The organism is Corynebacterium camporealensis (assembly GCF_000980815.1).
Taxonomy (GTDB): domain Bacteria; phylum Actinomycetota; class Actinomycetes; order Mycobacteriales; family Mycobacteriaceae; genus Corynebacterium; species Corynebacterium camporealense.
In genome coordinates this window covers 1,384,502-1,410,836 of sequence record NZ_CP011311.1, presented here as the reverse complement: position 1 = coordinate 1,410,836, position 26,335 = coordinate 1,384,502, and the positions used below count along the sequence as shown (strand labels likewise).

25 protein-coding genes are annotated in these 26,335 nt (G+C 58.1%); 21 read left to right on the top strand and 4 right to left on the bottom strand.

Going from position 1 to position 26,335, the window contains the following annotated elements:
• Positions 1-2: 2 nt before the first annotated feature.
• Complete coding sequence (locus UL81_RS06570; RefSeq protein ID WP_035104832.1) at positions 3-479, bottom strand: DUF3817 domain-containing protein; 477 nt, start codon at positions 477-479, stop codon at positions 3-5.
• A gap of 95 nt (positions 480-574) precedes the next feature.
• On the opposite strand from UL81_RS06570, the gene UL81_RS06565 reads away from it, so the two are divergent.
• The 14 genes from UL81_RS06565 (at position 575) to UL81_RS06500 (ending at position 17,020) form a co-directional block, all read left to right on the top strand.
• Positions 575-1,426, top strand: a complete 852-nt coding sequence (locus UL81_RS06565; RefSeq protein WP_035104829.1) for an acyl-CoA thioesterase — start codon at positions 575-577, stop codon at positions 1,424-1,426.
• Positions 1,427-1,498: 72 nt separating this feature from the next.
• A complete protein-coding gene (locus tag UL81_RS06560; protein ID WP_035104826.1) occupies positions 1,499-2,251 on the top strand; it encodes a YebC/PmpR family DNA-binding transcriptional regulator in 753 nt (250 codons plus the stop codon).
• Positions 2,252-2,356: 105 nt separating this feature from the next.
• Positions 2,357-2,887, top strand: coding sequence for a crossover junction endodeoxyribonuclease RuvC (gene ruvC / locus UL81_RS06555; protein ID WP_035104823.1), 531 nt, complete (start codon positions 2,357-2,359; stop codon positions 2,885-2,887).
• A gap of 41 nt (positions 2,888-2,928) precedes the next feature.
• Positions 2,929-3,534: a Holliday junction branch migration protein RuvA gene (gene ruvA, locus UL81_RS06550; RefSeq protein ID WP_035104821.1), complete on the top strand. Its 606-nt coding sequence runs from the start codon at positions 2,929-2,931 to the stop codon at positions 3,532-3,534.
• 30 nt (positions 3,535-3,564) lie between these two features.
• Entirely contained in the window at positions 3,565-4,644 is a 1,080-nt protein-coding gene (gene ruvB / locus UL81_RS06545; protein ID WP_035104818.1) for a Holliday junction branch migration DNA helicase RuvB, read from the top strand.
• 47 nt (positions 4,645-4,691) lie between these two features.
• A complete protein-coding gene (gene yajC / locus UL81_RS11660) occupies positions 4,692-5,144 on the top strand; it encodes a preprotein translocase subunit YajC (protein WP_081961387.1) in 453 nt (150 codons plus the stop codon).
• Positions 5,145-5,372: 228 nt separating this feature from the next.
• A complete protein-coding gene (secD, locus tag UL81_RS06535; protein WP_081961385.1) occupies positions 5,373-7,310 on the top strand; it encodes a protein translocase subunit SecD in 1,938 nt (645 codons plus the stop codon).
• 3 nt (positions 7,311-7,313) lie between these two features.
• The gene (gene secF, locus UL81_RS06530) at positions 7,314-8,459 is read left to right on the top strand and encodes a protein translocase subunit SecF (protein WP_046453409.1); all 1,146 of its coding nucleotides are present in this window, start codon (positions 7,314-7,316) and stop codon (positions 8,457-8,459) included.
• An 8-nt stretch (positions 8,460-8,467) separates the two neighbouring features.
• Positions 8,468-10,093, top strand: coding sequence for an ABC transporter substrate-binding protein (locus UL81_RS06525; RefSeq protein WP_035104815.1), 1,626 nt, complete (start codon positions 8,468-8,470; stop codon positions 10,091-10,093).
• Positions 10,094-10,112: 19 nt separating this feature from the next.
• Positions 10,113-10,658, top strand: coding sequence for an adenine phosphoribosyltransferase (locus tag UL81_RS06520; protein ID WP_046453408.1), 546 nt, complete (start codon positions 10,113-10,115; stop codon positions 10,656-10,658).
• A gap of 88 nt (positions 10,659-10,746) precedes the next feature.
• Positions 10,747-13,041, top strand: coding sequence for a RelA/SpoT family protein (locus UL81_RS06515; protein ID WP_035104812.1), 2,295 nt, complete (start codon positions 10,747-10,749; stop codon positions 13,039-13,041).
• A gap of 143 nt (positions 13,042-13,184) precedes the next feature.
• On the top strand, positions 13,185-14,090 hold the full coding sequence (locus tag UL81_RS06510) for a DUF3800 domain-containing protein (RefSeq protein WP_035105464.1): 906 nt from the start codon (positions 13,185-13,187) through the stop codon (positions 14,088-14,090).
• Positions 14,091-14,281: 191 nt separating this feature from the next.
• On the top strand, positions 14,282-16,405 hold the full coding sequence (locus UL81_RS06505; RefSeq protein WP_144407166.1) for a bifunctional metallophosphatase/5'-nucleotidase: 2,124 nt from the start codon (positions 14,282-14,284) through the stop codon (positions 16,403-16,405).
• 45 nt (positions 16,406-16,450) lie between these two features.
• A complete protein-coding gene (locus UL81_RS06500) occupies positions 16,451-17,020 on the top strand; it encodes a DUF421 domain-containing protein (protein ID WP_236684452.1) in 570 nt (189 codons plus the stop codon).
• Between the two features lie 31 nt (positions 17,021-17,051).
• Here UL81_RS06500 and UL81_RS06495 read toward each other — a convergent pair whose 3' ends face one another.
• Positions 17,052-18,041, bottom strand: a complete 990-nt coding sequence (locus UL81_RS06495; protein WP_035105462.1) for a LacI family DNA-binding transcriptional regulator — start codon at positions 18,039-18,041, stop codon at positions 17,052-17,054.
• Positions 18,042-18,254: 213 nt separating this feature from the next.
• Here UL81_RS06495 and UL81_RS06490 point away from each other — a divergent pair, with 213 nt between their 5' ends.
• From UL81_RS06490 to galK, 5 genes are read left to right on the top strand one after another with little or no spacing between them, the layout of a single operon-like run.
• Complete coding sequence (locus tag UL81_RS06490) at positions 18,255-19,091, top strand: aldose epimerase family protein (protein ID WP_035104810.1); 837 nt, start codon at positions 18,255-18,257, stop codon at positions 19,089-19,091.
• A 19-nt stretch (positions 19,092-19,110) separates the two neighbouring features.
• Positions 19,111-20,766: a sodium:solute symporter family protein gene (locus UL81_RS06485; RefSeq protein WP_046453406.1), complete on the top strand. Its 1,656-nt coding sequence runs from the start codon at positions 19,111-19,113 to the stop codon at positions 20,764-20,766.
• A gap of 24 nt (positions 20,767-20,790) precedes the next feature.
• Positions 20,791-21,051, top strand: a complete 261-nt coding sequence (locus UL81_RS06480) for a hypothetical protein (protein WP_035104807.1) — start codon at positions 20,791-20,793, stop codon at positions 21,049-21,051.
• Positions 21,051-22,130, top strand: a complete 1,080-nt coding sequence (gene galT, locus UL81_RS06475; RefSeq protein ID WP_407712987.1) for a galactose-1-phosphate uridylyltransferase — start codon at positions 21,051-21,053, stop codon at positions 22,128-22,130. The genes UL81_RS06480 and galT overlap by 1 nt, the downstream gene beginning before the upstream one ends.
• Positions 22,123-23,298, top strand: a complete 1,176-nt coding sequence (gene galK, locus UL81_RS06470) for a galactokinase (protein ID WP_035104801.1) — start codon at positions 22,123-22,125, stop codon at positions 23,296-23,298. Before galT ends, galK begins: the two co-directional genes overlap by 8 nt.
• Before the next feature lie 125 nt (positions 23,299-23,423).
• Here galK and UL81_RS06465 read toward each other — a convergent pair whose 3' ends face one another.
• Positions 23,424-23,741: a hypothetical protein gene (locus UL81_RS06465; RefSeq protein WP_035104799.1), complete on the bottom strand. Its 318-nt coding sequence runs from the start codon at positions 23,739-23,741 to the stop codon at positions 23,424-23,426.
• A gap of 312 nt (positions 23,742-24,053) precedes the next feature.
• Complete coding sequence (locus tag UL81_RS06460) at positions 24,054-24,914, bottom strand: peptidylprolyl isomerase (RefSeq protein ID WP_035104795.1); 861 nt, start codon at positions 24,912-24,914, stop codon at positions 24,054-24,056.
• A gap of 127 nt (positions 24,915-25,041) precedes the next feature.
• Between UL81_RS06460 and tpx the strand changes: the two genes are divergently transcribed.
• Together tpx and UL81_RS06450 are read left to right on the top strand one after the other, a co-directional pair.
• Positions 25,042-25,539 (top strand): thiol peroxidase, encoded by a 498-nt coding sequence (gene tpx, locus UL81_RS06455; RefSeq protein ID WP_046453405.1) that lies wholly within the window; start codon positions 25,042-25,044, stop codon positions 25,537-25,539.
• 145 nt (positions 25,540-25,684) lie between these two features.
• Positions 25,685-26,332, top strand: a complete 648-nt coding sequence (locus UL81_RS06450; RefSeq protein ID WP_035105461.1) for an MBL fold metallo-hydrolase — start codon at positions 25,685-25,687, stop codon at positions 26,330-26,332.
• Positions 26,333-26,335: the final 3 nt, after the last annotated feature.

Genomic DNA, 26,335 nt, shown 5'->3' with positions numbered 1-26,335 from the left:
ATTTACAGGTTGGACTCGATGGCGGATTCCACATCGACCGGCGGGCCGAGATACAGCAGAATGCCGAAGACCACGGCGATGAGGATAAGCACAATAATGATAGTGCGCACCGGGTGGCGCACCAACTGGGCTAGACCTTTATCGGGCAGGGTGCGGGGTTCTTCAGAAGCATCGCTAAAGCGCCAGCCACCCTTTAGGTATCCGCGGTTTGCGGCCCAGATAGCAAAGGGGAGGGCGGCGAAAGGAATGGCAGAAACAATCAGGCCTAGAATGCCGATACCTGCGGGCCAGCGGTTATTGATCCACACTGCAATCGTCATGACGACGAAGCAGAGAAAGCCGAAGCCGTGGATGCCGCCGGCAATCGGCGTGAGTGCATCGGTGGTGCCGGAATACTTCAAAATCATGGCCAGGATGAGAAAAGCCCAGGTAAACATCTCAAGCCAGGCAGCACTACGGTGCAAAGAGTGTGGCGTCATGCGGGCAATGCTATCTAAAGATCTCTTATAAAGTGCAGCCAGGTACAGTACGAAAGAGCATAAAGTGACGCGGTTCATAGAACGAGGAGGACACGATGGCGACGATCGCCGAGGTATTTGATCTGCAAGGCGAAGGCACTAAGTGGCATGCGCCGATGGTTCCATCGCAGATTGCGCGTACTTTTGGCGGACAGGTCGTCGCCCAGTGCTTCGCCGCGGCCACTCGCACGGTCGAGGACAAGGTAGCCAATTCCTTGCACGGCTACTTTGTAGGCCCGGGGGATTCGACGAAGGGGATGGAATTGGTCGTCGATAAGCTGCGCGACGGCGGTTCTTTTTCCCACCGTGAGGTGCGTGGCTATCAGGATGAACGTCTGATTTTCGTCCTCAACGCGAGCTTCCACCGTAAAGGCGACCAAGGCCCGGAGCATTACGATGAGATGCCGCAGGTGCCTAGCCCAGACGAGCTCGAGGGTATTGATGGCACGACGCCGGATTCCACCCGTATTTTCCTCCAGGAGTGGGCCGAGTGGGACGTGCGCTTGGTGCCGCAGGAGCGTAGCCCGGAGTCGGAAGCTAATGGCAGTGGCTATACACATATCTGGTTCCGCAATACCAGCGAAGTGCCTGACGATGAGCATTACCACCAGTCTGGGCTGACCTACTTAAGTGACATGACGCTGCTGCGCTCGACGCTGATTGATCACCCAGGCCACAAGGTGCAGATGGCCAGCCTGGATCACAGCGTGTGGTTCTTTAAGCCAGTGCGTGTCGATGAGTGGCTGCTCTATGAACAGACCTCGCCGGCTGCTGGTCAGGGCGTGGCATTGGCCCAGGGCAAGGTGTTTAACCGCGAGGGACAATTGGTTGCGCTGGTCATGCAGCAAGGGCTGGCCCGCAACCTGCGCGAGGACATCGGAGGAAACAGCAAGAACGGCAATTGGTAGTCCGTTGTCATTCCTGGCATACGGTTCCGTATAATCGTTGCCAGTCACACCGCCGAAAAGGAAGGGACGTTCATGGCTGGCCATTCAAAATGGGCTACGACCAAGCACAAGAAGGCTGCTAACGATGCCAAGCGCGGCAAGGAGTTTGCCAAGCTCATCAAGAATATTGAGGTGGCAGCTCGTACCGGTGGCGGCGACCCGGCGGCTAACCCAACCCTCGATGACATGATCAAGAAGGCCAAGAAGGCCTCTGTACCGAATGACAACATCGAGCGTGCCCGCAAGCGCGGTTCCGGCGAAGAAGCTGGTGGCGCTGACTGGGAAAACATTATGTACGAAGGCTATGGCCCCAACGGCGTTGCCATGCTGATTGAGTGTCTGACCGACAACCGCAACCGCGCGGCTACTGAGGTCCGCACCGCCATGACCAAAAACGGCGGCAACATGGGTGAGTCCGGTTCCGTGGCGTACATGTTCACCCGTACCGGCGTCGTTGTGGTGGAAAAGGGCGACCTGACTGAGGACGACGTGCTTATGGCCGTGCTGGAAGCAGGCGCTGAAGAGGTCAACGACTTGGGCGAGCGCTTCGAAATCGTCTGCGCACCGACCGATATCCAGGCAGTCAAGGAAGCGCTGCAGGAAGCCGACATCACCGTCGATGACTCCGACCAGGATTTCCGCGCTTCTGTCGAGGTGCCGCTCGAGGCAAACGACGCGAAGAAGATCTTCCGTCTGATTGACGCTCTGGAAGAATCCGATGACGTGCAAAACGTCTACACCAACATGGATCTTTCCGACGAGGTCCTTGCTGAGCTCGACGCTTAAAACGTCTACGCGCAGGCCGTGATCCACAGCGGGTCACGGCCTTTTTGTGTGGCCGGGTGTCCAGGTTGTGTGATAGAACATATGTGTGGATAAGGCGGTGATGGCGTGAATTTGGAAGGCCTGCGAGTAATGGGCATTGACCCAGGGCTTACTCGCTGTGGCTTGTCCGTGGTCCAAGCAGGCCGCGGGCGCGCCATTATCCCAGTATCTGTCGGGGTTGTGCGCACCCCCAGCGGGCATGAGCTCACCGAACGTCTGCTGCGTTTGTCCAAGGCCGCGCAGGAATGGATGGACGACTACAACCCGGACGTCGTGGCAATCGAGCGCGTTTTCGAACGCGGCAATGTCTCAACCGTCATCCAAACCGCCCACGCTGTGGGTGTGCTCATGCTGGCTGCCGCGGAGCGCAACGTGCCGGTGTATAGCTACACTCCGTCTGAAGTAAAAAAGGCCATCTCCGGCAACGGGCGCGCTGATAAGAAGCAGATGACCGCGATGATTACCCGCATTTTGGGCCTTAGTGAGGCTCCTAAGCCTGCCGATGCCGCCGACGCCTTAGCCTTGGCAGTCTGTCACTGCTGGCGCGCCCCGGCTTTAGCTCGTACACAACAACAAGGTGCCTGGCCTAGCTCTTAGACTGGCTAAGTCACAACAATGCAGAAGGAGGAAGCCGAGACATGATTGCGGCTTTACGTGGAGAGGTGCTCAGCATCGGATTAGATCACGCAGTGATCGATTGCGCCGGTGTGGGCTATAAATTCTTAGCCACTCCACCGACCCTGGGCTCATTGCAGCGCGGCGAGCAAGCCAGCGTGCTGACCACCCTGGTGGTCAAGGAAGACTCCATGACTCTGTATGGCTTCCGCGACACTGCTGACCGGGAGATGTTCCACACCCTGCAGGGCGTATCCGGCCTGGGCCCGAAGCTGGCGCTCGCCGCACTCTCGGTCATGGGTGCGTCCGAGCTGGCACAGGCTATCTCGAGTGGCGACTCGAAGACCTTGCAGTCCATCCCCGGTGTGGGCAAGCGCATGGCAGAACGCCTCGCACTTGAGCTCAAGGACAAAGTGGCAGGTTTTGCCCCGGCACCTGCGCAATCGGCAGGGGAGCAGGCCACTGCTTCCGGCCCAGTCGTCGAAGAAGTCACCGAAGCACTGCTTGGCCTGGGCTTTACCGAAAAGGCCGCACGTCCTGTCGTTGCAGCCATGGCTGCAGAAAACCCAGATGCAGAGAACTCCACGCTGCTGCGCGCAGCCTTGGCCCAGTTGGGTAAAAAGAAGTAGAGAAGGCCAGACAAGGAATTAGGGATAGCGATGTCAGATATTGAGCGCACAGAATTCTCCCTCCCAGAGGGAATGGAACAGCCTGCGCCCACGCAGCGCAACGAGGATGTTGATAGCAACGTCCAAGAAGGCGAGCGTGACATTGAGCGATCCCTGCGCCCGAAATCCCTCGATGAGTTCATCGGTCAGCCCAAGGTACGCGAGCAGCTCTCGCTGGTGCTTACCGGTGCGAAAAACCGTGGGGTTACTCCTGACCACGTTTTGCTGTCTGGTCCTCCCGGTCTGGGTAAGACCACCATGGCGATGATTATCGCCCAGGAACTCGGCACGTCGTTGCGCATGACTTCTGGTCCGGCGCTGGAGCGCGCCGGCGATCTGGCAGCAATGTTGTCGAATCTCATGGAAGGCGATGTCCTCTTTATCGACGAGATTCACCGCATCGCCCGCCCTGCGGAAGAAATGCTGTACATGGCCATGGAGGATTTCCGCATCGACGTCATCGTAGGCAAGGGCCCGGGTGCGACTTCTATTCCGCTGGAGATTCCACCGTTTACTTTGGTGGGCGCGACCACCCGTGCCGGTATGCTGACCGGTCCGCTGCGCGACCGCTTCGGCTTTACTGCCCAGATGGAGTACTACGAAACGGCGGATCTGACCCGCGTGATTAAGCGCGCCGCGCGCATCTTGGAAGTAGACATCGCTGAGGATGCTGCGGTCGAAATTGGCTCTCGTTCCCGTGGCACCCCACGCATTGCTAACCGTCTTTTGCGCCGCGTGCGTGACTACGCCGAAGTCAACGGTGACGGCACCATTGACTTGGCTGCTGCACAGGGTGCGCTTGAAGTCTTCGATGTGGATGAACTCGGGCTGGACCGTTTGGACCGCGCGGTGCTCAGTGCCTTGATTAAGGGCCACGGTGGTGGCCCGGTCGGTGTGAACACTCTGGCCATTGCAGTAGGTGAGGAGCCCTCCACGGTGGAAGAGGTCTGTGAGCCTTACTTGGTGCGTGCCGGAATGGTTGCGCGTACCGGCCGCGGACGTGTGGCAACCGCGGCTGCGTGGCAGCATCTGGGACTTACTCCACCGGATGGGGCATTGGGACTGTTCTAAAAAACTCATTGGCCAATTAGCGGATTTATCTGGCACAATGATGATCTATGGAAATTCTATTTATTGTCCTTATCTTTATCCTGTTGGTGCTGCCACCGTTCTTTACCATGCGCAAGCAGCGCCAGCGTCAGAACGAAATGGTCAGCCTGCAGAACTCCCTGGTTCCCGGCCAGGAAGTTGTGACCGCTGGTGGCGTCCACGGCGTGGTTGCAGCTACCCGCGAGGCTGAGATCGACCTGGAGGTCGGCAACGGCGTAGTCATCACCTTCGAAAAGATGGCTATCGTCCGCAGCAAGGAGCAGGCTCAGGCTGAAGCTGCACGTCTGCAGCAGCAGACCAAGAAGCAGCAGGCCCAGCCGCAGGCTCACCCGGAGCAGGCTCACCCGGAGCAGCAGCCTAACGCGGACCAGGTGCGTCCGGAAGAGGGTGCACTGCCGGAGCAGGAGATCCGCCCGGAGGACTTCCAGAACGACCCGAAGCGTCGCCCGGAAGCTGAATAAGCTTTAGTCGCTGCGGCTGATAGCTACGGAATATATTTCAGGCGTCACCGTGACAACGTAGTTCTTGTCACAGTGGCGCCTTTAATGCTGGGTAGGTTAAGTCATTCTCAGGTTCATGCCGTACAGTGTCTTTTTGTGTTCGTGACTCTAGTTGAGTTGCGTTTTCTTATCTTTAACCCTGGTTGTCAATAGCAGGAGAAGCTTTTGTCCGCATCAAACCGAGGCGCTATGAACAACAGCAGCCGGAACTGGCCGAAGCGTGCGCTCGCACTCTTCGTGCTGATTCTGGTGGTGCTGTATGCGCTCATGCTGTTTACCGGTAACCGTTCCGCCACCCCGAAGCTGGGTATTGACCTGCAGGGCGGCACGCGCGTGACTTTGGCCCCGCAAGGCGAGGAACCAACTCAAGACCAGCTGCAGCAGGCCCGCGACATTCTGGAACAGCGTGTCAACGGCATGGGCGTGTCTGGTTCAGAAGTTGTGATTAACGGCTCGACCCTGGTTATTACTGTCCCGGGCGAGGACGCCTCCGAGGCACAGGCCGTGGGCCAGACCTCTCAGCTGCTCTTCCGCCCGGTGGCACAGCCGCCGACACCGGATATGACGCAGCTTCCCGATGAACTCCTCGACATGGCAAACCGCTGGGTCGAGTACGACGTCATCAGCGAAGAAGACGCCAATAATGCTCTGCAGCAGGTCGAAGATGCCGTGCAGCAGCAGTCCGGCAATGAGGCCGGCGAGGTAGAAGCCGAAAAGGTGACGGCCACTCCGCTGCCTGAACCGGCTAACTCCATTGAGCAGGGCGAGCGTCGCGACGAGATGACCGCGATGCTGCTGGAAGACCGTCAGTCCGATGACCCGACCACGCTCTCGGCTGCCTCGGCGCTGATGACCTGTACTGGCGACCAGGATCCGCTCACCGGTACCGACGACCCGGCCAAGCCTTTCGTGACCTGTGACTACGCACAGGGCACCCCGTACATCCTGGAGCCCGCACCGCTGCTCAACGGCGTTGAGGACCCGGAGGGTACCCGCCTGACCGGTAACGAGATCGATACCGATTCTCCGATTAACGGTGGTCTGAACGCCCAGACCGGCCAGATGGAAATCAGCTTTGCTTTCCAGACCGGCGATGGCCCGAATGGTTCCCAGACTTGGGCAGAGCTGACCCAGGAGCGCCTGCAGCAGCAGATCGCTATCACCCTGGACTCCGCAGTGATTTCCGCACCGGTTATCCAGAGCCCGACCCCGGTTGGTTCGGCTACCTCCATTACCGGTGACTTCACCCAGGAAGAGGCAACCAGTCTGGCGAACAACCTGCGCTACGGCGCACTGCCGCTGTCCTTTACCGGTGAAAACGGCGAGCCGGGCGGCACCGTCGAGACCGTTCCTCCGTCGCTGGGCCAGGCCGCACTGCAAGCCGGTCTTATCGCCGGCATCGTCGGCCTCATCCTGGTTGCGCTGTACTCGCTGTACTACTTCCGCGCACTGGCGGGTATCTCGCTGCTGACCCTGTTGGGTGCAGGCCTGCTGACCTACGGCGCCCTGGTGCTGCTGGGCCGCTGGATCGGCTACTCGCTGGACCTGTCCGGTATCGCCGGTCTGGTCATTGGTGTCGGTGCTACCGCTGACTCCTTCGTTGTCTACTACGAGCGCATCAAGGATGAGCTGCTCGAAGGCCGCACCTTCCGTTCCGCCGCCACCAAGGCATGGGAGCGAGCTCGTACCACCATCGTTACCGGTAACGCCGTGACCTTGATTGGTGCAGTCATCGTTTACTTCCTGGCTATCGGTGAGGTCAAGGGCTTCGCGTTCACCCTGGGTCTGACCACCGTGTTCGACCTGGTCGTATCCTTCCTGATTACCGCACCGCTGATGCAGCTGGCAGCACGCAAGCCGGCCTTTGCGAAGCCGTCGATGAACGGCCTGGGCGGTATCTACGGCCTGATTGAGGAACGTCGCGAGCGCGGCTACTACGCGCCGAAGACCAACCGCACCCAGCACACCGTCACCCCGGAGGACGAGACTGCTGAGAACCTCGAGGCAGAGACCCCGGAGGAGTCTTCCGACAACCAGCGCCAGGGCGGTGGTACCGCCACCAAGGTGCGCAAGCCGAAATCCCCGAATGACCCGGAGGCTGACGCACCGGCCGAGGAGGAGAAGTAAGTCATGACTTCCACCAATAAGGCAAAGTACAAGATCTCGCGGATGGACCGTCTCTACGAAGACGGCAAGGGCTTCGACTTCATCGGTCGTTCCAAGACCTGGTACGGCATCACCGCCGTGCTGGTGATTGCCTCCATCCTGTTCATCGCCATCCGTGGCTTCAGCCTCTCGCTGGACTTTGAAGGCGGCACGAAGCTGTCGATGCCCGCAGGCGACCTGGTTGCCGAAGAAGTAGGCGAGACCTTCGAAGAAGCCATCGATGTTGAACCAGAGATGGTCCAGATCGTCGGCGCCGGCGATTCCGAGACCCTGGAAATTACCTCTGAGCGCCTGAGCCAGGACCAGGTCAACGAGGCCCGCACGGCAATCTATGAGGAATACCAGCCGGTCGACGAAAATGGCGAGCCGACCCCGGACGCCATCGGTTCCTCGACGGTCTCTGAGTCCTGGGGTTCGTCGATTACCTCCCGCATGCTGCTGGCCATGGGTGTCTTCCTCGTGGTCGCTACCGCGTACGTCGCCATTCGTTTGCAGCGCAACATGGCCTTTGCTGCCATCCTGGCGCTGATTATCGACGGCATCATCATCGCCGGTATCTACGCTGCCTTCGGCTTTGAGGTATCCCCGGCTGTGATTATCGGTCTGCTGACCGTGCTGACCTTCTCCATCTATGACTCGGTCATCGTCTTCGACAAGGTCAACGAAAACACCACGGGTCTGCGCGGACAACGAAAACACACCTATGCCGAACAAGCGAACTTAGCGGTCAACCAAACCGTGATGCGTTCGATCTCGACCTCGGTGATTTCCGCACTGCCGATTATCGCGCTGTTTATCGTCGCCGTCTGGCTGATGGGTATCGGCACCCTGCGCGACCTGGCGCTGATTCAGCTCATCGGCGTTATCGAAGGTATTTTCTCCTCGCTGTTCCTGGCTACGCCACTGGTCGTCAGCTTTGCTAATCGCACCAAGAACGTGAAGGAACACAACAAGGAAGTTGCGGAATACCGCGAAAAGCACGGTGAAAACGCCGAGGCAGACGCTGAGGTAGAAGCAGAGGCCAAGCGCACGGTGGCATCGCCAAGCAAGCCGGAACCGCAGCAGAAGAACCAGGCAAGTTCGGGTGCCACCTGGCGCCCGGGTCGCTAGGAGGCAGTGTGTCATCACGCTTGAAGATCGTGGCGGCACTACTGAGTGCCACCGCACTGCTGGCCACCGCCTGCTCCAACGATGACGGCGGGGACAACGCCGCTGAGCAGGGCCCGGTGCCCAGTACCGATTACTTTGGCTACCAGGTCAACACGCGCTTAGCGACGACCAATGCCGGCACCGCTTTTGGCGACGCCACCGGCGCAGCCTTGCTATCGAATCGCCTGTACCCAGCAACCTTCGTGCCTGGCCCTGGCGGACAGATGATCCCTAACTCGGACCTGGTAGAAACCGAGGTCATCTCCCCGCAAAACGACAACGACCCGCTCAAGGTCGTCTATACGCTGTCTGAGGAGGCGAACTTCTCCGACGGCGCTCCGGTGGTCTGCGATGACTACCTGCTTGCCTACAAGGCCGGCAAGCTCAGCGCACAGTTCGGCTCCCATATGCCGCTGGCGAAATCCATTGAGGAATTCCACTGCGGCACTGGACAGAAGCGTTTCATGGTGGTCTTCAAACCAGATTCTGGTGACCGCTGGCGCTACCTCTTTGGCCCTGGCACCGTGATGCCGTCGCACAAGATTGCTGAGAAGGCCGGTATGAACAGCGAGGAGCTGTTCTCCGCGTTGTATAACGAGGACGAAGCAGCGCTTGAACCAGTCAAACAGGTGTGGCGCTATGGTTTTGCCACCGCCAAGGAAGATTTCGATCCGGAGCTCCAGGTCAGCTACGGCCCGTTTGTCATCGATCGCATCGGTGATAGCGGGGAAGTAGTACTCAAGCGCAACAACGAATACTACGGCGATGCCGCCAACCTGGAACACGTCGTGGTCTGGCCCAGCACCGCGAATACCGCTGAGCTGGTAGCTCAAGACGCATTGCAGGTTATCGATGCCGACTCCCAAGACCCGGAGTGGCTCGACCGCGATGCCGAGGACAATCCTTTCGAGCTCTACCAGGATATTGGCGTTCAAACCGAGACCCTGACGCTGTCGCAGGCAGGTGTGTTTACCGAAGACTGGGCACGTCATGCTTTCGCAGCGTGCATCGACCAAAACCGCATCGCGGAGGTCTCGTCCCGCGAGTCGGGTCTGGATGTCCCGCCGGTGTATCTGCGCACCTTGCGCCATGATGATCCGATTAATGCGCACTTTGAATCCGTCGCAAAGCCGCACCAGCAAACTGAGCCGGATAAGGCTCAGCAACTGGGTGGCAACACGGTGCGCATTGGTTACCTGGGCCCGAACGAGCGCTACGCAGCCATGGTCGAAGAAATTCGTAGCATGTGCGAGCCTTTCGGCATTAACGTCGAAGACCAGTCTGCGGAGTACATGTCCCAGAATTATCTGGAGATGGACCCGGCGACCTGGATGCCAACTATCGATGCCTTCCTAGGCCCAGTCGAGCCGCTGCGTGAGTACAGCGCACCGGAGGCCGATATCGCCAATATCGAGAACATTAAGAGGGCCGAAGAAGACCTCTGGGAATCGGTGCCATCTATTCCGCTATCGGCGCAGCCGCGTGTGTTTGTAGTCGATAAGCAGGTGACTGGCAGCGTGCCTTACACTAACGTCTCGGGTATTGGTTGGAATATGGACCGCTGGGCCTACCCGGTAGACACCGACGATAACTAGCTTTTTAAGGATTCAAGCTGTGGCGAATAAGTACGCAAGCGCTGCGGAGGCGCTCAAAGACAAAGTACGCATGGTTCCGGATTTCCCCGAAGAAGGGGTGATCTTTGAAGACCTCACCCCGGTGCTCGCGGATCCGGATGCTTTCCAGGCAGTCGTCGACGGTTTGGCTGATGCTTGTGAGGAGCTTGGCGCCGACATGATTGGGGGCCTGGATGCTCGCGGCTTCCTGCTGGGTTCTGCTGTGGCCTACAAGATGGGCTTAGGCATTCTGGCTATTCGCAAGAAGGGCAAGCTGCCGCCGCCGGTGATCTCCCAGGAATACGAGCTGGAGTACGGCAAGGCCGCCTTGGAAATCCCGGAAGATGGCGTGGATATCCGCGGCAAACGCATCGCGCTTGTCGATGACGTCCTGGCCACCGGCGGCACCTTGTATGGCGCAAAGCAGCTGCTAGAGTCCGCCGGCGCAGAGGTTGCTGGCAACGTCGTGGTCCTCGAGGTCGAGGGTTTGACTGGTCGTGAGCGCTTGAACGGGGCGCCGTTGGTTGTGTTGAACGCCACAGACTAAGATAAGGTCTAGGAGTTCGGTACCGGAGCATTCCCACAGTTGAGGGGGTGTTCTAGGGGCCGACAGGCTAGTACTGGAAGGGTGCATCATGACAACCGAGAAGCCAGTTAAACGCCCCAGCAGCGGCGGTATGCGAAGCATGTCCGCGCGCCTAGCCCGGTCGCTAACGGGTGGGCGGACCAAGATTAATCCGGTCTTGGATCCGTTGATGTCCATCCACCGTGAGTTCCACCCGCGCGCCGACGCGGAATTACTCAACAACGCCTACAACGTCGCCGAGCGCCTGCACCAAGGCGTGTACCGCAAGTCCGGTGAGCCTTATATTTCCCACCCGCTGGCCGTAGCCACCATTGCCGCAGAAATCGGCATGGACACCACGACCATCGTCGCAGCGTTGCTGCACGACACGGTGGAAGATACCGACTACAGCCTCGATGATTTGGAGCGCGACTTTGGCCAAGAAGTCGCCCGGCTTGTCGATGGGGTCACGAAACTCGACAAAGTTGCCTTAGGTTCGGCTGCCGAGGCCGAGACCATCCGCAAGATGATCGTCGCTATGGCTACTGACCCGCGCGTGCTGGTCATCAAGGTTGCCGACCGCCTGCACAACATGCGCACCATGCGCTTCCTACCACCGGAAAAGCAGGCGAAGAAGGCACGTCAGACCCTCGATGTCATCGCCCCTCTGGCACACCGCCTGGGTATGGCGAGCGTGAAGTGGGAGCTCGAGGATCTCTCCTTCGCGATTTTGTATCCGAAGAAGTACGACGAAATCGTGCGCATGGTCGCCGATCGTGCGCCGTCCCGTGACCGTGCACTCAAGGACATCAAGTCCCAGGTGTCCAAGGCACTCAAGGACAACGGTATCCAAGCCGAAGTCATGGGCCGTCCGAAGCACTACTGGTCCATCTACCAAAAGATGATGGTCCGCGGCCGCGACTTCGCCGAAATCTTCGACCTGGTCGGCATCCGCATCCTGGTCGATGACATCAACTCGTGCTATGCCGCCATTGGCGTCGTGCACGCCATCTACCAGGCACTACCGGGCCGTTTTAAGGACTACATCTCTTCACCGCGCTTTGGCGTTTACCAGTCGCTGCACACCACCGTGCTGGCTGAAGGCGGCTCGACCCTGGAAGTCCAGGTCCGCACCCACGAGATGCACTACAACGCCGAGTTCGGCGTGGCCGCGCACTGGCGCTACAAGGAAACCAAGGGTAAGAACTCTGGTCACCAGGACGAAGTCGACCAGATGGCGTGGATGCGTCAGCTGCTCGACTGGCAAAAGGAAGCAGCTGATCCGAACGAGTTCCTCGATTCGCTGCGTTATGACCTCACTGCCAAGCAGATCTTCGCGTTTACCCCGAAGGGTGACGTCATCAACCTGCCTGCGGGCTCGACGCCTGTGGACTTCGCCTACGCCGTGCACACGGAGGTCGGTCACCGCTGCATTGGTGCGAAGGTCAACGGCAAACTCGTCGCCCTGGAATCGGAGCTGAAGTCCGGTGACAAGGTTGAGATCTTTACTTCCAAGGATTCCAACGCCGGTCCGTCCCGCGACTGGCAAGACTTCTTGGTCTCACCACGTGCGAAGACCAAGGTGCGTCAGTGGTTTGCCAAGGAACGCCGCGAAGAGCACCTCGAGGCCGGCCGAGACGCCCTTGCCCTGGAAGTCCAGCGCGGCGGCTTGCCGATGCACCGACTGTTCACCGCCACCTCCATGAAGCAGGTGGCTGACCAGCTGCATTACCCGGACGTTGATGCGCTCTATACCGCCATCGGTGCTGGCCATGTGTCTGCCCAGCACGTCGCGAACCAGCTCATGGCGCTGTTTGGCGACCAGGACGACGCCGTCGACGCCCTCGCCTCGCGCACCCCGTTCAGCGAGATTGAGCACTCCCGCGCACAGCACACCCAGGACTCTGAGTCTGGCACCGGCATCCTCGTGGAGGGTAGTCCGGATGTCATGGCCAAGCTGGCTAAGTGCTGTCAGCCCGTGCCTGGCGATGCCATCTTCGGCTTCGTCACCCGCGGCGGCGGAGTCTCCGTCCACCGTGCCGACTGCACCAACGCCGAAAAGCTCAAGGCTGAGCCTGAGCGCATGATGGAAGTGCAGTGGTCCGGCGGCAAGAGCGCCTCTGGTGCTTTCTCTGCCACCCTGCAGCTAGAAGCACTTGATCGCCAGGGCCTGCTCTTTGAACTGACCCGCATCATGAGCGAGCAGAGCCTGAACGTGTTGAACATGAACTCCAACCGCGGCGACGACCACATCGCCACCGTGCGTTTCACGTTCTCCGTCTCCGACACCAAGCAGCTCGGCCAACTGATGACCACCCTGCGCAACACCGAAGGCGTCTTCGACGTCTACCGCGTCACTGCATAAGTTCGATAGCGGTTGATCTTTTTCACTCGAGTTGGAATAATTCGTCGTGTGAGCCAGGGTTGAGGCTAACGCCAAGAAGACCCCGGGCAGCAACCCGGCGTCCATGCTATTGTGTGGGCGCCGTTATTCTATCTGAGGTAGTTATGCTCCTTGCGTATCTGAATGAAATCGGCTCGCCAGGAGCGTTTGTTCATCCCACCCATCCACGTTATGCAGATAGTCCTGCCTTCGGCTACGGAGGACTCGTCTTGGAACAATCTGCTGTCCGTGAATTCGGTGCGTACTTTGCCCATTTGAAAAGCACATATTTCCGGTCTGAAATTCCTGACAATATTGACTCCGGACGGTGGGAGAAAAAGGGTGCAAATCTTCTTTATGCACGCGTCCGCGACGAGCGAACGATGAACTTGCGCGCTTTAGGGTCAGTCTTGAAGAAGATCCGCGAACTGGAAGGGCATCTCTTTTTCTATGCGGATGAAAAGCCGCGGGGGACACCGAAAGAAACCTCTACAGGAAGCAGTGAAATCGCTCAAAGAGAGCAAAGTGCAATGAGCGAAACGCTAAACCGTTTAGCCAGACATGCGGACCGCCAGGATAAATCAATTTTGATCCTTATGGACCAAATAAACGAAAAGTCGCGTAAACAGCGCCTTCCACAAATGTATGCTCATATTTTTGGTAGGTCTAAGGAGCACCCAGAGATGCGTCGTATCTTAGAACTGCCAATGCACATCGACAGTGAACTCTCTTCAAACATCCAAGCCGCTGATTGGATTTGTGCGTTAATAAAACGTGCTATTGATTATCAACTAATTGAAGACTCTCGTTATAATTGGCTGCCAGAGTCACCTGAAGTGCAAGAGGCAAAAGGTATTTTCACCTTTGAGTCAAATCTTCATCTTTATCAACGGAGTATCCAAGACATTCATAATGCGCAGATCCTTTATGGTGCGCGCCCGGTCTTGGATGCTCCAGAAACAGGTCCACTGTCGGATGCGAACAGAAAGAAACTCGAACTCGTGCGCAGAGCAGCCGAGCGGAAACACTGAGATGAATTTGTGGGGCTTGTCTTTTGAGGCTATTAATCATCATGATTGGTAACGGGGAAGTGAAACTGTCATGAACTTTGTGGGGCGTTGCGGTAAAGCCGCAGGACAGTGGGGGGATGTGCGGTTTTACCGGGTGTGAGTTAGCGCTATAACAGCGGTAGTCCTTCTCTCTCATACCTAGGAGTACCGCTGTGAAGCTTCGACGCTTAGGCCAGTTTGTGGCCGCCACAACCGTAACCGCGATGGCGACTGCTGGTCTGCCTGCTATTGCTCAGGAAGGTAACGGCAACACCGTTACGTTCTCGGTTTCTAACATCACTGACTTCCACGGCCATTTGGAAAATGGTTTGACCAGCGCTGAAGAGGGCGGTCCGGAAGCTGGCGACGAAATGGGTGCCGCACTGCTGCAGGCTCTCATTCAGTCCGTCAACGAAGGCCAGGAGTACAACCTGACCACCTCCGGCGACAATGTCGGTGGTTCGGCGTACATCTCCGCAATCTCGGAAGACAAGTACACCCTGGAAGCTCTCAACGCTATGGGGGTTGTGGCTTCTGCTGTGGGTAACCACGAGTTCGACAAGGGCACTGAAGACCTGACTGGTCGCATCACCGATGCTTCGAACTACCCGATCCTGGGCGCCAACGTGCTGCAAAATGGCCAGCCGCTGCTCGAGGCTTCCCACGTGGAGGAAATCGATGGCGTGAAGGTCGGCTACGTCGGTACTGTCACTGAGAACACTGAGGCCAAGGTCGCCCCGGCTCTTATCCCGGGTGTGGAGTTTACCGACCCGGTTGCTGCCACCAACGAAGAGGCAAAGCGCCTGAAGGAATCCGGCGAGGCAGATGTCGTCGTGGCTTTGATGCATGAAGATGCTGCTGCATTCGCTGATGACATGAGCAACGACGTGGACGTTCTCTTCGGTGGCGATACCCACCAGAAGACCAAGGGCGAGGTTGCCCGCGAGGGTGCACAGCCACTGCAGTGGGCACAGGGCCACGAGTACGGCAAGCTGCTTAATGATGTCGACATCACCTTCGACAAAGATGCGGGCGAAATCACCGACATTGAACTGACCCAGTATGATGCCACCCACGCCGCAGAGCTGACCGAGGATGCAGAGCTGGCTGAGATCGTTGCTCAGGCTGCGGAAGAAGCAGCTGTGCTGGGCCAGGAAGTCGTTGGCACCATGGACCAGGCACTGTTCCGCGGTTCCGATGAGGGCAAGGAGTCCGGTTCCAACCGTGGTGTGGAATCCACCCTGAATAACTTCATTGCAGATGGCCAGCGCTACTCGATGGCCAAGGCTACCGACCGCACCATCGACATCGCTGTGATGAATGCCGGCGGCGTGCGTGCTGACCTGCCAGCCGGTGAGGTCACCTACGAAGATATCTTTACCGTCCAGCCTTTCGGCAACTCCGTGGCATACGGCACCATCAGCGGTGCTGACTTCATCCAGGCACTGGAGAACCAGTGGCAGCCAGGCAACTCCCGTCCACGCCTGGCACTGGGCCTGTCCAACAACGTCCAGGTGGTCTACGACCAGGAAGCTGAAGACGGCAACCGCATTCAGTCCGTGACCGTCAACGGCGAGCAGCTCGACCCAGAGCAGGACTACACCATCGCGCTGTCGACCTTCCTGATTGGTGCCGGTGACGGTTACTTCGCAGAAGGCGTTATCAAGGACGTTCAGGATGTTGGTTACATGGACACCCAGGCGATGATTGATTACATCGCTTCTGGTGAGTCCGAGGTTCGTACTGGCCAGGCACAGATTGGTGTCAACGTCGATGGCGAGTTCGCTGAAGGTGAGACTGTCACCTTAAACCTGTCCTCGCTCAACTACACCACTGAGGGTGAGCCACTGGCTGAGACCGTCACGGTCAAGCTGGGGGACGAGGAAGTTACCGCGGACATCGATAACACCGCCAAGCCGGAGGATGCACAGTTCGGCGAGCGTGGCCGCGCCACCGTGGAGCTGACCGTGCCGGAGAACCTGCCGGAGGATGCGCAGCTGGAAATCACCACTGATGCTGGCACCGAAGCCGTCCTGCCTATCGAGGTCGCGTCCACTGGCGGCGGCAATGACGATGATGACGACGACAACGGTAGTTCCAATGGCTCCAGCGGTTCTAGCGAGGGAAGCTCTGGTTCCAGCAACGGTAGCTCCGCCGCCGGTATCGCACTGGGCATTTCTGCATCCATCGCGCTGGCTATTGCTGGCATCATCGGTGCACTGGGTATGAACCCACAGTTCCTGCCAGCACCAGTGCGCAAGATCTTCGAGGACTTCTTCAAGCAGCTGCCTTTCTAAGCAGTTCTGGCAAGCACATAATTCGCGCCGGGTAAGGTCGTGAGGGTGGACACCTTCATGATCTTCCTGCGCGAATTGGCTTATCAGCTCGGAATCGATTGGCACCGTATCCCGGTGGTGGTGATTGCCACCATCGGTATTTATCTAGCCTTTATGGGCTTGGTAAAGATCTTCGGTTCCCGAGTTCTTTCCTCTATGACCGCCTCTGATGCGGTCATCATTATTATGTTCGGCGCAGTAGCTGGTCGTGTCATCGTTGGTACTCCACCGACGCTGGCTGCAGGCGTTATCGGTCTGGCCACATTGATGATCCTGGAGGCTACCTTCGGTACTATTCGCCGTTTTACGGGTGTTTCCCGCTACCTGGATCGTCATCCCGTACTGCTTATTGCACACGGGAAGACGATTCAAAGGAATGTGCGCTATGCACATGTCAGCGATAGCGATATCAACTCTGCAGTGCGCAAAGCAGGGCTTGGTCGCCGTGAAGACGTCCAGCTGTTGATTCTCGAACCAACAGGTCAGCTATCGGTAATCAAGGCAGGCCAAGCAGTCGACCCAGCGTTGTTTAAGGATGTCCACGGAGCAGAACACATCGCTGAAGCAGGCAAGTAGGCGCTTGTGGCTTAGTGAGCTCAGTAGCTCGTTAACGGTGTGCCAAGCCTTTCGGTGCGCTGGCAGTGGAGAGCCGGGGATAGAAGTACGTCGGTAGGCGAATACCTTCCGGGGTGGAATTGGTATCAATTGCTTTGAGCAGTTGCCTGGTGGCTACGCGGCCGAGTGCTGGCATGTCTTGGTCGACGACAGAGATGGGCGTGGGCTGTAGCCGGAAGATGTCCAAGTCATCAAAGCCGATGAAAGCCAAGTCGGTGCCGATTCCGACCCCGCTGTTGTAGCAGGCATCCATGGCACCGGCAGCCATCATGGAATCACCGGCAACTAGGGCGGTCATATCAGTAAAAAAGAGCTGCATTGCGGAGGAATAGCCGGCCTCACGGGTGGAACCGCCTTTGGCAACGTGTAAGTCGAAGTCGGTGGCGGCTTTGCGCATGAACGCCAGGCGCGAGATACCCGTGGAGGAATCGGCGGGGCCGGGGATGTATCCAATGCTGGTGTGCCCACGGGCTTTGAGGTGCTCAAGTGCGGCACCCATGCCGGGGCTGGGGTCAGAGACCACAGAGGGGAGACCGGCGGCTTCGCGGTCGATAAGGATGAGCGGGCAATGCTGCGCGGTGTAGGTGAGTGGATGGTCGGCACCGGCAACAGGCACGGCAATAATGCCATCGACGCGGCGACGATTGAGGGTCTCCAACGCATCGGCCAGGCGCGCCGGGTTCTCTGAACTCGCCGTCATGACGGTGGAGACACCTGCTTGCTCGGCTTCTTTTTCAATGGCAGCACCGATGAGAGCGAAGTAGGGGTCGCTCAAGTTGGGGATGACCACACCGATGGTGTCAGTGCGGGAGTTACGCAGCGCTCGGGCATGGGCGTTAGGACGGTAGCCGAGTTCGTGGGCAGCTCTTTGGATGGTGGTGCGGGTGGCTTCGGAAATGCGCGGATGGCCAGATAGTGCGCGCGAGATAGTCGAGATAGAAAACCCAGTTGCCTGCGCAATGTCTTTTAACGTAGCTGCCATGACTGCGCCCTTCATGAAGTGAACTGGATATATCTGCAGTCATTGTAACTGCCTGCAGGGGGTAGGGCAGGCGTTGTTCGTGGCGCTAGATAAATTAGCTCTCGTTCATTCGGGGGTAGCGTGTGCAAATCTGTGCAAACGATTGTTTGGCCTGTGACCTGGATTTTAGGCTCAAGTATAGATTCCAACTACCGGTCATAAGGAGGAGCAAAAATGTGTTCCTTTCACCTCCACTGTGGTGATTACGCAGCAGAAATTGTTGCGCAGGGAGCAGGCATTAAAGCACTGTCTTTCCGTAATGAACCACTCGTGGAGACCTACACATCCACCCCGCCCATGACGGCGGGTTTGGTGCTGGCACCCTGGCCGAATCGCACCGAAGATGGCGAGTTTTCTTTTGACGGTCAGCACTATCAGCTGCCCATTAATGAGCCTTCCCGGAACAACGCACTGCATGGCCTAGTCCATGAACGCGAGTGGGAACTCGTACAGCGCAGCGAAGACGCAGTGACGTTGTCCTGTGTGATTTCCGAGCACTGGGTCGCCGAGATGACGCTTATGGCGACCTACCAACTCCACGAGGGTGGTCTGCGGGTGCGCTACTCGGTGAGCTCCCAGGAGCCCGCACCTTTTGCGCTGGGTCTGCATACCTACCTCAACGCTCGTGGTGCTGACTGCGATGACAGTGAGCTGACCTTGAACGTTACTGAACACCACCTGCTAGATGAGCGGAATTTGCTGACTGGCGAGGTGGAGCTGGAAGGCATCGCAAAGCATGTGCTCAAAGGCACTGTCTGGGATGACCTGTACCGGGCACCTGAACCCTTAAAAGCCCAGTTCACTGCCGTCGGTAAGGGCGTGCAGATGCGCTGTGGTGCCGGGTGGCAGTGGGTGCAGTTGTACACGCCTGATGATTACCCCGGACGCGGGCGTGCGCTGGCGGTCGAACCCATGACCGCACCCATAAATGCGCTGCGCAGTGGCACTGACCTGGTGACTGTGGGGCCGGATGAATCTTGTGTCTTCGAGCTGGAGCTCGCAGCAATCTAATTGAAGAAAGGTAAAAGCAATGGAACCCTCCGTGCTGAGGCTGGATGCCTCGTGGGTGGATTACGCACTCGTTGCTGTGTACTTCGTATTCGTACTGGGCATCGGCTGGGCCGCAAAGGCCAAGGTGTCGAGCTCAATTGACTTCTTCCTCTCCGGTAGAGGATTGCCCGCCTGGGTCACTGGCTTGGCATTCGTGTCAGCCAACCTAGGTGCGGTGGAAATTATCGGCCAGTCCGCTAATGGTGTGCAGTATGGCTTCCAGACCATGCACTACTTCTGGATTGGTGCTGTTCCTGCCATGGTGTTCTTAGGTATCGTGATGATGCCTTTCTACTACGGCTCCAAGGTTCGCTCGGTGCCGGAGTTTATGCGCAAGCGCTTCGGTAATGGCGCGCACTTGGTCAACGCCATTTCCTTCGCCCTGGCGCAGCTGCTTATCGCTGGTGTGAACCTCTTCCTGCTGGCCACGATTGTGGAAGCCCTGCTGGGCTGGCCGCTGTGGGTGGCATTGCTGGTTGCCGGAATCATCGTGCTGTCGTATATCACTCTCGGTGGTCTGTCGGCTGCGATTTACAACGAGGTGCTGCAGTTCTTCGTCATCGTGGCAGCACTGGCACCGCTGACCATTATTGGTCTTAACCGCGTCGGCGGCTGGGACGGCCTAAAGGAAGCCGTGGCCGTTGAGTCGCACTTCCACACCTGGCCGGGTACGGAAATTTCTGGCTTTGAAAACCCGGTGTGGTCCGTGGTCGGTATCGTGCTGGGCTTGGGCTTCGTGCTGTCCTTTGGTTACTGGACCACCAACTTCGTCGAGGTGCAGCGCGCTATGGCCTCGGATTCCATTACTGCGGCCCGCAAGACGCCGATTATCGGCGCTTTCCCGAAGATGTTCATCCCCTTCGTGGTGGTCATCCCGGGCATGGTCGCTTCCGTCCTGGTTGCTGACCTCGCTGAGGGCAGGGCAGAGCCTAACGATGCCATCTTGTTGCTCATGCGCGACCTGCTGCCGAATGGTCTGCTGGGTGTAGCCATCGCTGGCCTGCTGGCGGCGTTTATGGCCGGTATGGCTGCCAACATCTCGGCATTTAACACCGTGATTTCCTACGACATTTGGCAAACCTACGTGGTCAAGGATCGCGACGATGACTACTACCTGCGCTTTGGTCGTTGGGCCACCGTGGGTGCCACCGTCATCGCCATCTTTACCGCCCTGCTGGCGCAGAACTTCTCCAACGTCATGGACTATCTGCAAACGCTCTTCGGCTTCTTCAACGCCCCGCTGTTTGCCACCTTCATCCTGGGTATGTTCTGGAAGAAGATGACCCCGCATGCCGGTTGGTCCGGCCTGGTTGCCGGTACTGCCTCGGCGGTTCTGTACTGGTACATCGCCACCTTCACCGATGCCACCGCCTCGATCTTCAACCTGCCGGGCCAGGGCACCGCATTCGTTGCTGCCGGTGTGGCCTTTGCCGTCGACATCCTCGTCAGCGTCGTTGTCACCATGTTCACCACCCCGAAGCCCGACCACGAGCTCGTCGGTTTCGTCTCCTCGCTTACCCCGAAGGGGCATTTCGACGACTACACCGAAAAGTCCCTGCCGTGGTACCAGCGCACCGTCCCACTGGGCTGTATCTGCCTAGCGATGGCCGTCGGACTCAACGTCGTATTCGCCTAAAACACCAGACAATCGGAGTTGATCATGAACACACAACAATCAGCAGGCACCAAGAAAGTGTCCGCGTTTGACCTAAGAAACGTCATCAGCGCCTTGCTGGGTATCTACGGCATCGTGCTCATTGGCTGCTACTTCTTCCTAGACCCAGGCATTAATCCAGATACCGGGATTGTCAAAGACCCCATTGATAATCTGTGGGCAGGTGCCGCCATGCTGGTAGTGGCCATCATCTTTGCCCTCTGGGCCAAGCTACGCCCAGTGGTAATTACCGAGGAGGAGAAATGATTTCCGTCGATAGGAAACGCTTGGCCGACGGCCGCGAAATCCTGTACTTCGACGAATCCCCACACAGCGACCGGGTGGCGGAGGACCCCCGCGACCTACCGCACGTCGCTCCGGCCTCGGAAATGCGCAAAGACCCGCTGACCGGCGACTGGGTGGCCTTCGCCGCCCACCGCATGAACCGCACGTTCATGCCGCCGGCCAACGAAAACCCTTTGGCACCGAGTACACCAGGGGAGTTGCCCACCGAGGTCCCCAGCCCGAGCTATGACGTAGTGGTCTTTGAAAACCGCTTCCCGTCTTTCGCCATGAATGCTGAAATCGAGGGTCCGGACGAACTGCTCGACATGGTCCCGCGCCTGCCTGCCCGTGCTCGCTGTGAGGTCCTGTGCTTTACCAGCGACCCGCAGGCCAGCTTCAAAGACCTGCCCGTGAGCCGTATCCGCACCGTCATCGACGCCTGGGCCCACCGCACCGCGGAACTATCTGAACTCCCGGGCGTCAAGCAGGTCTTTCCCTTTGAAAACCGTGGCGAAGAAATCGGCGTGACCCTCCAGCACCCGCACGGCCAGATCTACTCTTATCCCTTTTACTCACCGCGCCTGGCTGCCATTCTGCACAGCTCCCAGGCTTACGACGGTGACTTATTCCAGGCCATCCTGGATAGGGAAGTAGCTGCCGACGAGCGCATCATCGCCCGCACTGCGCACTTCACCGCCTTCGTACCGGCTGCCGCCAAGTGGCCCCTGGAAGCCATGGTCATGCCCAATGCGCATGCACCTAACTTTGCCGCACTTAACGATGACCAGCGCAACGACTTAGCTAACCTGCTCAAGCAGCTCTACGCCGCAGTTGATCGCTTCTTCGACGGTGTGGACAAGACCCCATACATCGCCGGCTGGACCCAAGCACCCGTCGACCACCCCGAGGATGTACGCATGCACCTGCAACTGTTTTCACTTATGCGCTCACCCAACCGCATGAAGTTCCTCGCTGGCAGTGAGTCCTCCCAAGCAGTGTGGATTAACGACACCACCCCGGAGCGCATCGCCGCCCGCTTTAGGGAGGTTTGGAATGTGTAAGTGGGCTACTACCCGCAGTGACGACAAACTCGCTGACGATGCCACACAGCTCTTCCAGGAGCACTTCGGGGCTGAACCACAAGGCGTCTGGGCCGCACCAGGACGCGTAAACCTCATCGGCGAACACATTGACTACGCCGGTGGTATTTCCATCCCCTTTGCCCTGGAACAAAACACCGCCGTGGCTGCCAGCACCCGCACTGACAACATGCTCCACATCGTCTCTGTCTACGACGGCGATACCGTCAGCACAACTGTTGCTCTCGACGACATCACACCCGGTCACCCCAACGACTGGTCTGGTTACGTCGCCGGTTCCATTTGGGCCGCACAACAAGCCGGCATCCTGGACTGCCAGGGCATGAACCTGGCTATCGTCTCCGACGTTCCCCTGGGCGCCGGCCTGTCCTCCTCGGCCGCATTAGAGTGCGCCACCGCCATTGCCGCCTTCGAACTCGACCACCATCGTCACCCCAGCACCAACGAACGCAAGCAACTTGTCGATGCCTGCATCCGCGCCGAAAACGACGTCGTCGGTGCCTCGACCGGTGGCCTGGACCAAAATGCCAGCCTCTTTGGCAGCCAAGCCCACGCTCTCGTCGTGGACTTCCAAACCAACGAAGTCCGCGAAGTCCCCTTCGACCTCGAAGGCCACGACATGGCACTACTGATTGCCAACACCAATGCCCCGCACGTCCTCAACGACGGCCAGTATGCCTCCCGCCGCGGTGTCATCGACAAAGTCCAGCACGCACACCATAAAACAATCCGCGAGCTCGACAACGCCGAAAACTACGGTGAGACCCCATTAGAAAGGCAACGCATCCGCCACGTCGTGGAAGAAACCGCACGCACCATCGATGCAGCCAAAGCCCTCGACAACGAGGATTTCGCGACCTTCAAAGAACTGATGAAGGACAGCCACATCTCCTTGCGGGACCTCTACGAAGTCACGACTGCCGAGTTAGATAGCGCCTTCGATGCCGCAGGCCAACTTGGCGCCCGCATGACCGGCGGCGGCTTTGGTGGCGCAGTAATCGCCCTAGTAAACAACCAGGATGTCGACACCGTCGCCCACAACATCGCCCACGCAGCACAAGACCATGGCTTCCCCGAGCCAACCTTCTTGCTTGCACGTCCAGGGCAGGGCGCTCGACGACTTCGTTAGTCATCTGACGCAAAAGCGCAGACTAGTGAAGAACACTGCGCTCAAAGCATAGAAGCTAGACATGAAAAATGCCTGGCCGAAAGACCAGGCATTAAAACTGTGTCACCCGTAGGCGATTATGCGACTTAGAAGAGGTCGAAGTACTTGTTCAGGAAGCCGAACAGGACGCCCAGCGCGCCGATAACCGCGGTGAAGACGCCGATCCAAGCGGTGATGTCCTCTGGGTCAATATCGCCGGTGGAGGAACCCTCTTCCTTCGGATCCTCGGTTAGCTTCGGATCCTCGGTTAGCTTCGGATCCTCGGTTAGCTTCGGATCGTTGGTTGGATCCACAGCCGCAGCAGCTGCAGCGTTTTCTTCAGCGGTAGCAACGGTGGTGCCGGCGAAGGAAACAGCAACTGCGGTAGCGCCTGCAACGAGGGCCTTACGAGAGAAGAGCTTCATGTTCGATCCTTAAGAGGTCGTAGGGGTCTAGCAACACAGGTGATGTTAGTGAGCTTTTCAGCAAGGTGCAATAGATAACAGTAATCCTGGGAGAAAGCTAAGAAGCCTTAACGTTACGTATGTAACTGGTGGGTTTAGCTTTTTAGTCCTTTAGTGCGTTTTGGTCTATTTTCCCAGGTCGCTGGATCGGTTCAATTTCCTGTGAAGATGGTTAAATCGAAAAATTGTGACGAAAATTAATAAAGCCCCTGTCCCGAATTATCTAGCCAAATTCGGGGGTACAGGGGCTAATTAATAAGCTGCAGTTTTGATTTAAGCGCTAACTTCTGCGCTTTCAATCTTCACTTCTTCAGCTGGTGTGCCGTCTGGCTGGCCGCCTTCGACGCCTGCTTCAGCAATCTTGTCGAGGGTCTCTAAGCCGTCGGCAGTCACGGTGCCGAAGTAGGTGTAGTTCGGTGCCAGCTGGGAATCGGCGTAGTTCAAGAAGAACTGGGAGCCGTTGGTATCCGGGCCGGAGTTAGCCATAGCGACAGCACCGCGCGGGTAGGTGACCGGGTTCTGCAGGTTTGCTTCGTCGGTCTCGTCGGTTGGGTACTCGTCAGCGAACTGGAAGCCTGGGCCGCCAGCACCGCTACCGGTCGGGTCACCACACTGCAGGACGTTGAGTCCACCGGTGGTCATACGGTGGCAGATGGTGTCGTTGTAGAAGCCAGAGTCAGCCAGCTCAGTGATGGCGTTGACGGTACATGGTGCCAACTCGCGGTCGAGTTCCATCGGGATATCGCCCTGGTTGGTCTGGAAGTTCACAGTCACAGTGCCACGAGCGGAGATGTCATCGCCGTTCGGGACCTCAGCGCCGTTGGCGTCCTCACCGTTTTCGTCGTAGGTACAGGTGACGGTCTCATCCAGCTGGTTTTCGCGCTGGGCAGCCAGCACGGTTGCCTCCGGTGCTTCCTCCGGGGAAGTCTCGGTAGCGGTCTCCTCAGCCTGGATTTCTTCGTCGTCGCCGTCTCGGGTGGTCATGAACCAGATACCGCCCACGAGGGCGAGAATGACGACTACCGAAGCAGCAACCACACCGAGCGGGCGGGCTTTTTCCTTACGGTCACGGGAATTGAGCTCACGATCCAACTTGGAGAGAGCTTCTTCACCGCGCTTTTGGTTATTTGGCACCTGTTACGTCCTTGTCGTTGTAGACGGTTGGGTCTTATCCGCATTGAGTCTAGTACTTTGAATTGCCGATGCGGTGGCAAGGTCGATGCCGTGGCGCAGGTCTCACAAGATAAGTATGGTCGGGTGCATGGCTGAAACTAAGTTTAAAGATTCCCCCGTCCACACCAATGGCGATCTGCCCGCCAAGGGCGACGCCTTCCCAGATTTCACTCTGGTAGGTACCAACCTGGCAGAGGTTAAGAAGGAAGACTTCGCAGGCAAGCGCCTGGTTGTCTCCCTGTTCCCATCCGTTGACACCGGCGTGTGCGCTGCACAGCTGCGTGCCTTCAACGAAAAGGCTGCAGGTCTGGATAATACCGTCGTACTGTCGGTCTCCCGTGACCTGCCTTTCGCACAGGAGCGCTTCTGCGCAGCTGAAGGCATCGACAACGTTGTCTCCGCATCGGACTTCCGTTCCGACCTGGGCGACAAGCTCGGCGTTGCACTGGAAGATTCCCCGATGAAGGGCCTTCTGTCCCGTGCGGTCATCGTCACCGATGCTGACCACAACGTCGTCTACACCGAGCTGGTCCCAGAAATCGGCACCGAGCCGGATTACGACGCAGCACTGGCTGCACTGAACTAAAGCGCTGCACGCAGCGCCGTGAGATAGGGAGTGGACTTCGGTCCGCTCCTTTTTCTTATGCCCTCCTGCGGAGGACGCGGTGTGGTGGGAGGGTGGCATCGCAAAGCAGCAGGCAATGTCTGGTGCCTAGGTTAGGGTGGAGGGCATGGAAATTTTAGGTTTTGCCGCCGGTCCTTACCGGACGAACACGTATGTTGTTGCCGATGCTGGACGTGCCTTTGTCGTTGACCCGGGAATGCATGCCAAGCAGCAGGTTCTCAAACTTTCAGAAGAACACAACCTGCAATTAGAAGCCATCGTGTTAACCCATGGTCACCTAGACCACACGCGAGAAGCCGGTGACTTGGCAGCGGAGCTTAACCTGCCGGTGTATATCCACCCGGATGATGCATTCATGCTCAAAGATGGCTCTGGTGTCTCGCCGGAATCCCAACAGCTTTTTGGTGCCAAGGACATGCTGCCCATTGCTGATCTGCGGGACCTCGAAGGCGATACCGAGCTGGAATTGATTGGGCATACTTTTAAGCTCTCCCACGCACCTGGCCACTCGCCGGGCTGCGTGATGATTATCAGCGATGATTTTGCACTGACCGGTGACGTGCTTTTCCGCGGCTCGATTGGGCGTACTGACTTAGAGCACTCCGATCCGAAGGCCATGGATGCCTCCTTGCGCGGTCCGGTGTGGGCGCTAGCAGATGAGTTGCAGCTTCTGCCTGGTCACGGGCCTGTGACCACGATGCGTCAAGAGCGCAGGACCAATCCGTTCCTCATTGCAGCAGGGGAGGTACTCTAATGG

What these genes read in the sequence shown, in the direction of transcription:
- UL81_RS06570 (WP_035104832.1), bottom strand. Translation starts at nt 479, where the DNA reads ATGACGCCACACTCTTTGCACCGTAGTGCTGCCTGGCTTGAGATGTTT.
- UL81_RS06565 (WP_035104829.1), top strand. Translation starts at nt 575, where the DNA reads ATGGCGACGATCGCCGAGGTATTTGATCTGCAAGGCGAAGGCACTAAG.
- UL81_RS06560 (WP_035104826.1), top strand. Translation starts at nt 1,499, where the DNA reads ATGGCTGGCCATTCAAAATGGGCTACGACCAAGCACAAGAAGGCTGCT.
- ruvA (WP_035104821.1), top strand. Translation starts at nt 2,929, where the DNA reads ATGATTGCGGCTTTACGTGGAGAGGTGCTCAGCATCGGATTAGATCAC.
- ruvB (WP_035104818.1), top strand. Translation starts at nt 3,565, where the DNA reads ATGTCAGATATTGAGCGCACAGAATTCTCCCTCCCAGAGGGAATGGAA.
- yajC (WP_081961387.1), top strand. Translation starts at nt 4,692, where the DNA reads ATGGAAATTCTATTTATTGTCCTTATCTTTATCCTGTTGGTGCTGCCA.
- secD (WP_081961385.1), top strand. Translation starts at nt 5,373, where the DNA reads ATGAACAACAGCAGCCGGAACTGGCCGAAGCGTGCGCTCGCACTCTTC.
- secF (WP_046453409.1), top strand. Translation starts at nt 7,314, where the DNA reads ATGACTTCCACCAATAAGGCAAAGTACAAGATCTCGCGGATGGACCGT.
- UL81_RS06515 (WP_035104812.1), top strand. Translation starts at nt 10,747, where the DNA reads ATGACAACCGAGAAGCCAGTTAAACGCCCCAGCAGCGGCGGTATGCGA.
- UL81_RS06510 (WP_035105464.1), top strand. Translation starts at nt 13,185, where the DNA reads ATGCTCCTTGCGTATCTGAATGAAATCGGCTCGCCAGGAGCGTTTGTT.
- UL81_RS06495 (WP_035105462.1), bottom strand. Translation starts at nt 18,041, where the DNA reads ATGGCAGCTACGTTAAAAGACATTGCGCAGGCAACTGGGTTTTCTATC.
- UL81_RS06490 (WP_035104810.1), top strand. Translation starts at nt 18,255, where the DNA reads ATGTGTTCCTTTCACCTCCACTGTGGTGATTACGCAGCAGAAATTGTT.
- UL81_RS06485 (WP_046453406.1), top strand. Translation starts at nt 19,111, where the DNA reads ATGGAACCCTCCGTGCTGAGGCTGGATGCCTCGTGGGTGGATTACGCA.
- UL81_RS06480 (WP_035104807.1), top strand. Translation starts at nt 20,791, where the DNA reads ATGAACACACAACAATCAGCAGGCACCAAGAAAGTGTCCGCGTTTGAC.
- galK (WP_035104801.1), top strand. Translation starts at nt 22,123, where the DNA reads ATGTGTAAGTGGGCTACTACCCGCAGTGACGACAAACTCGCTGACGAT.
- UL81_RS06465 (WP_035104799.1), bottom strand. Translation starts at nt 23,741, where the DNA reads ATGAAGCTCTTCTCTCGTAAGGCCCTCGTTGCAGGCGCTACCGCAGTT.
- tpx (WP_046453405.1), top strand. Translation starts at nt 25,042, where the DNA reads ATGGCTGAAACTAAGTTTAAAGATTCCCCCGTCCACACCAATGGCGAT.
- UL81_RS06450 (WP_035105461.1), top strand. Translation starts at nt 25,685, where the DNA reads ATGGAAATTTTAGGTTTTGCCGCCGGTCCTTACCGGACGAACACGTAT.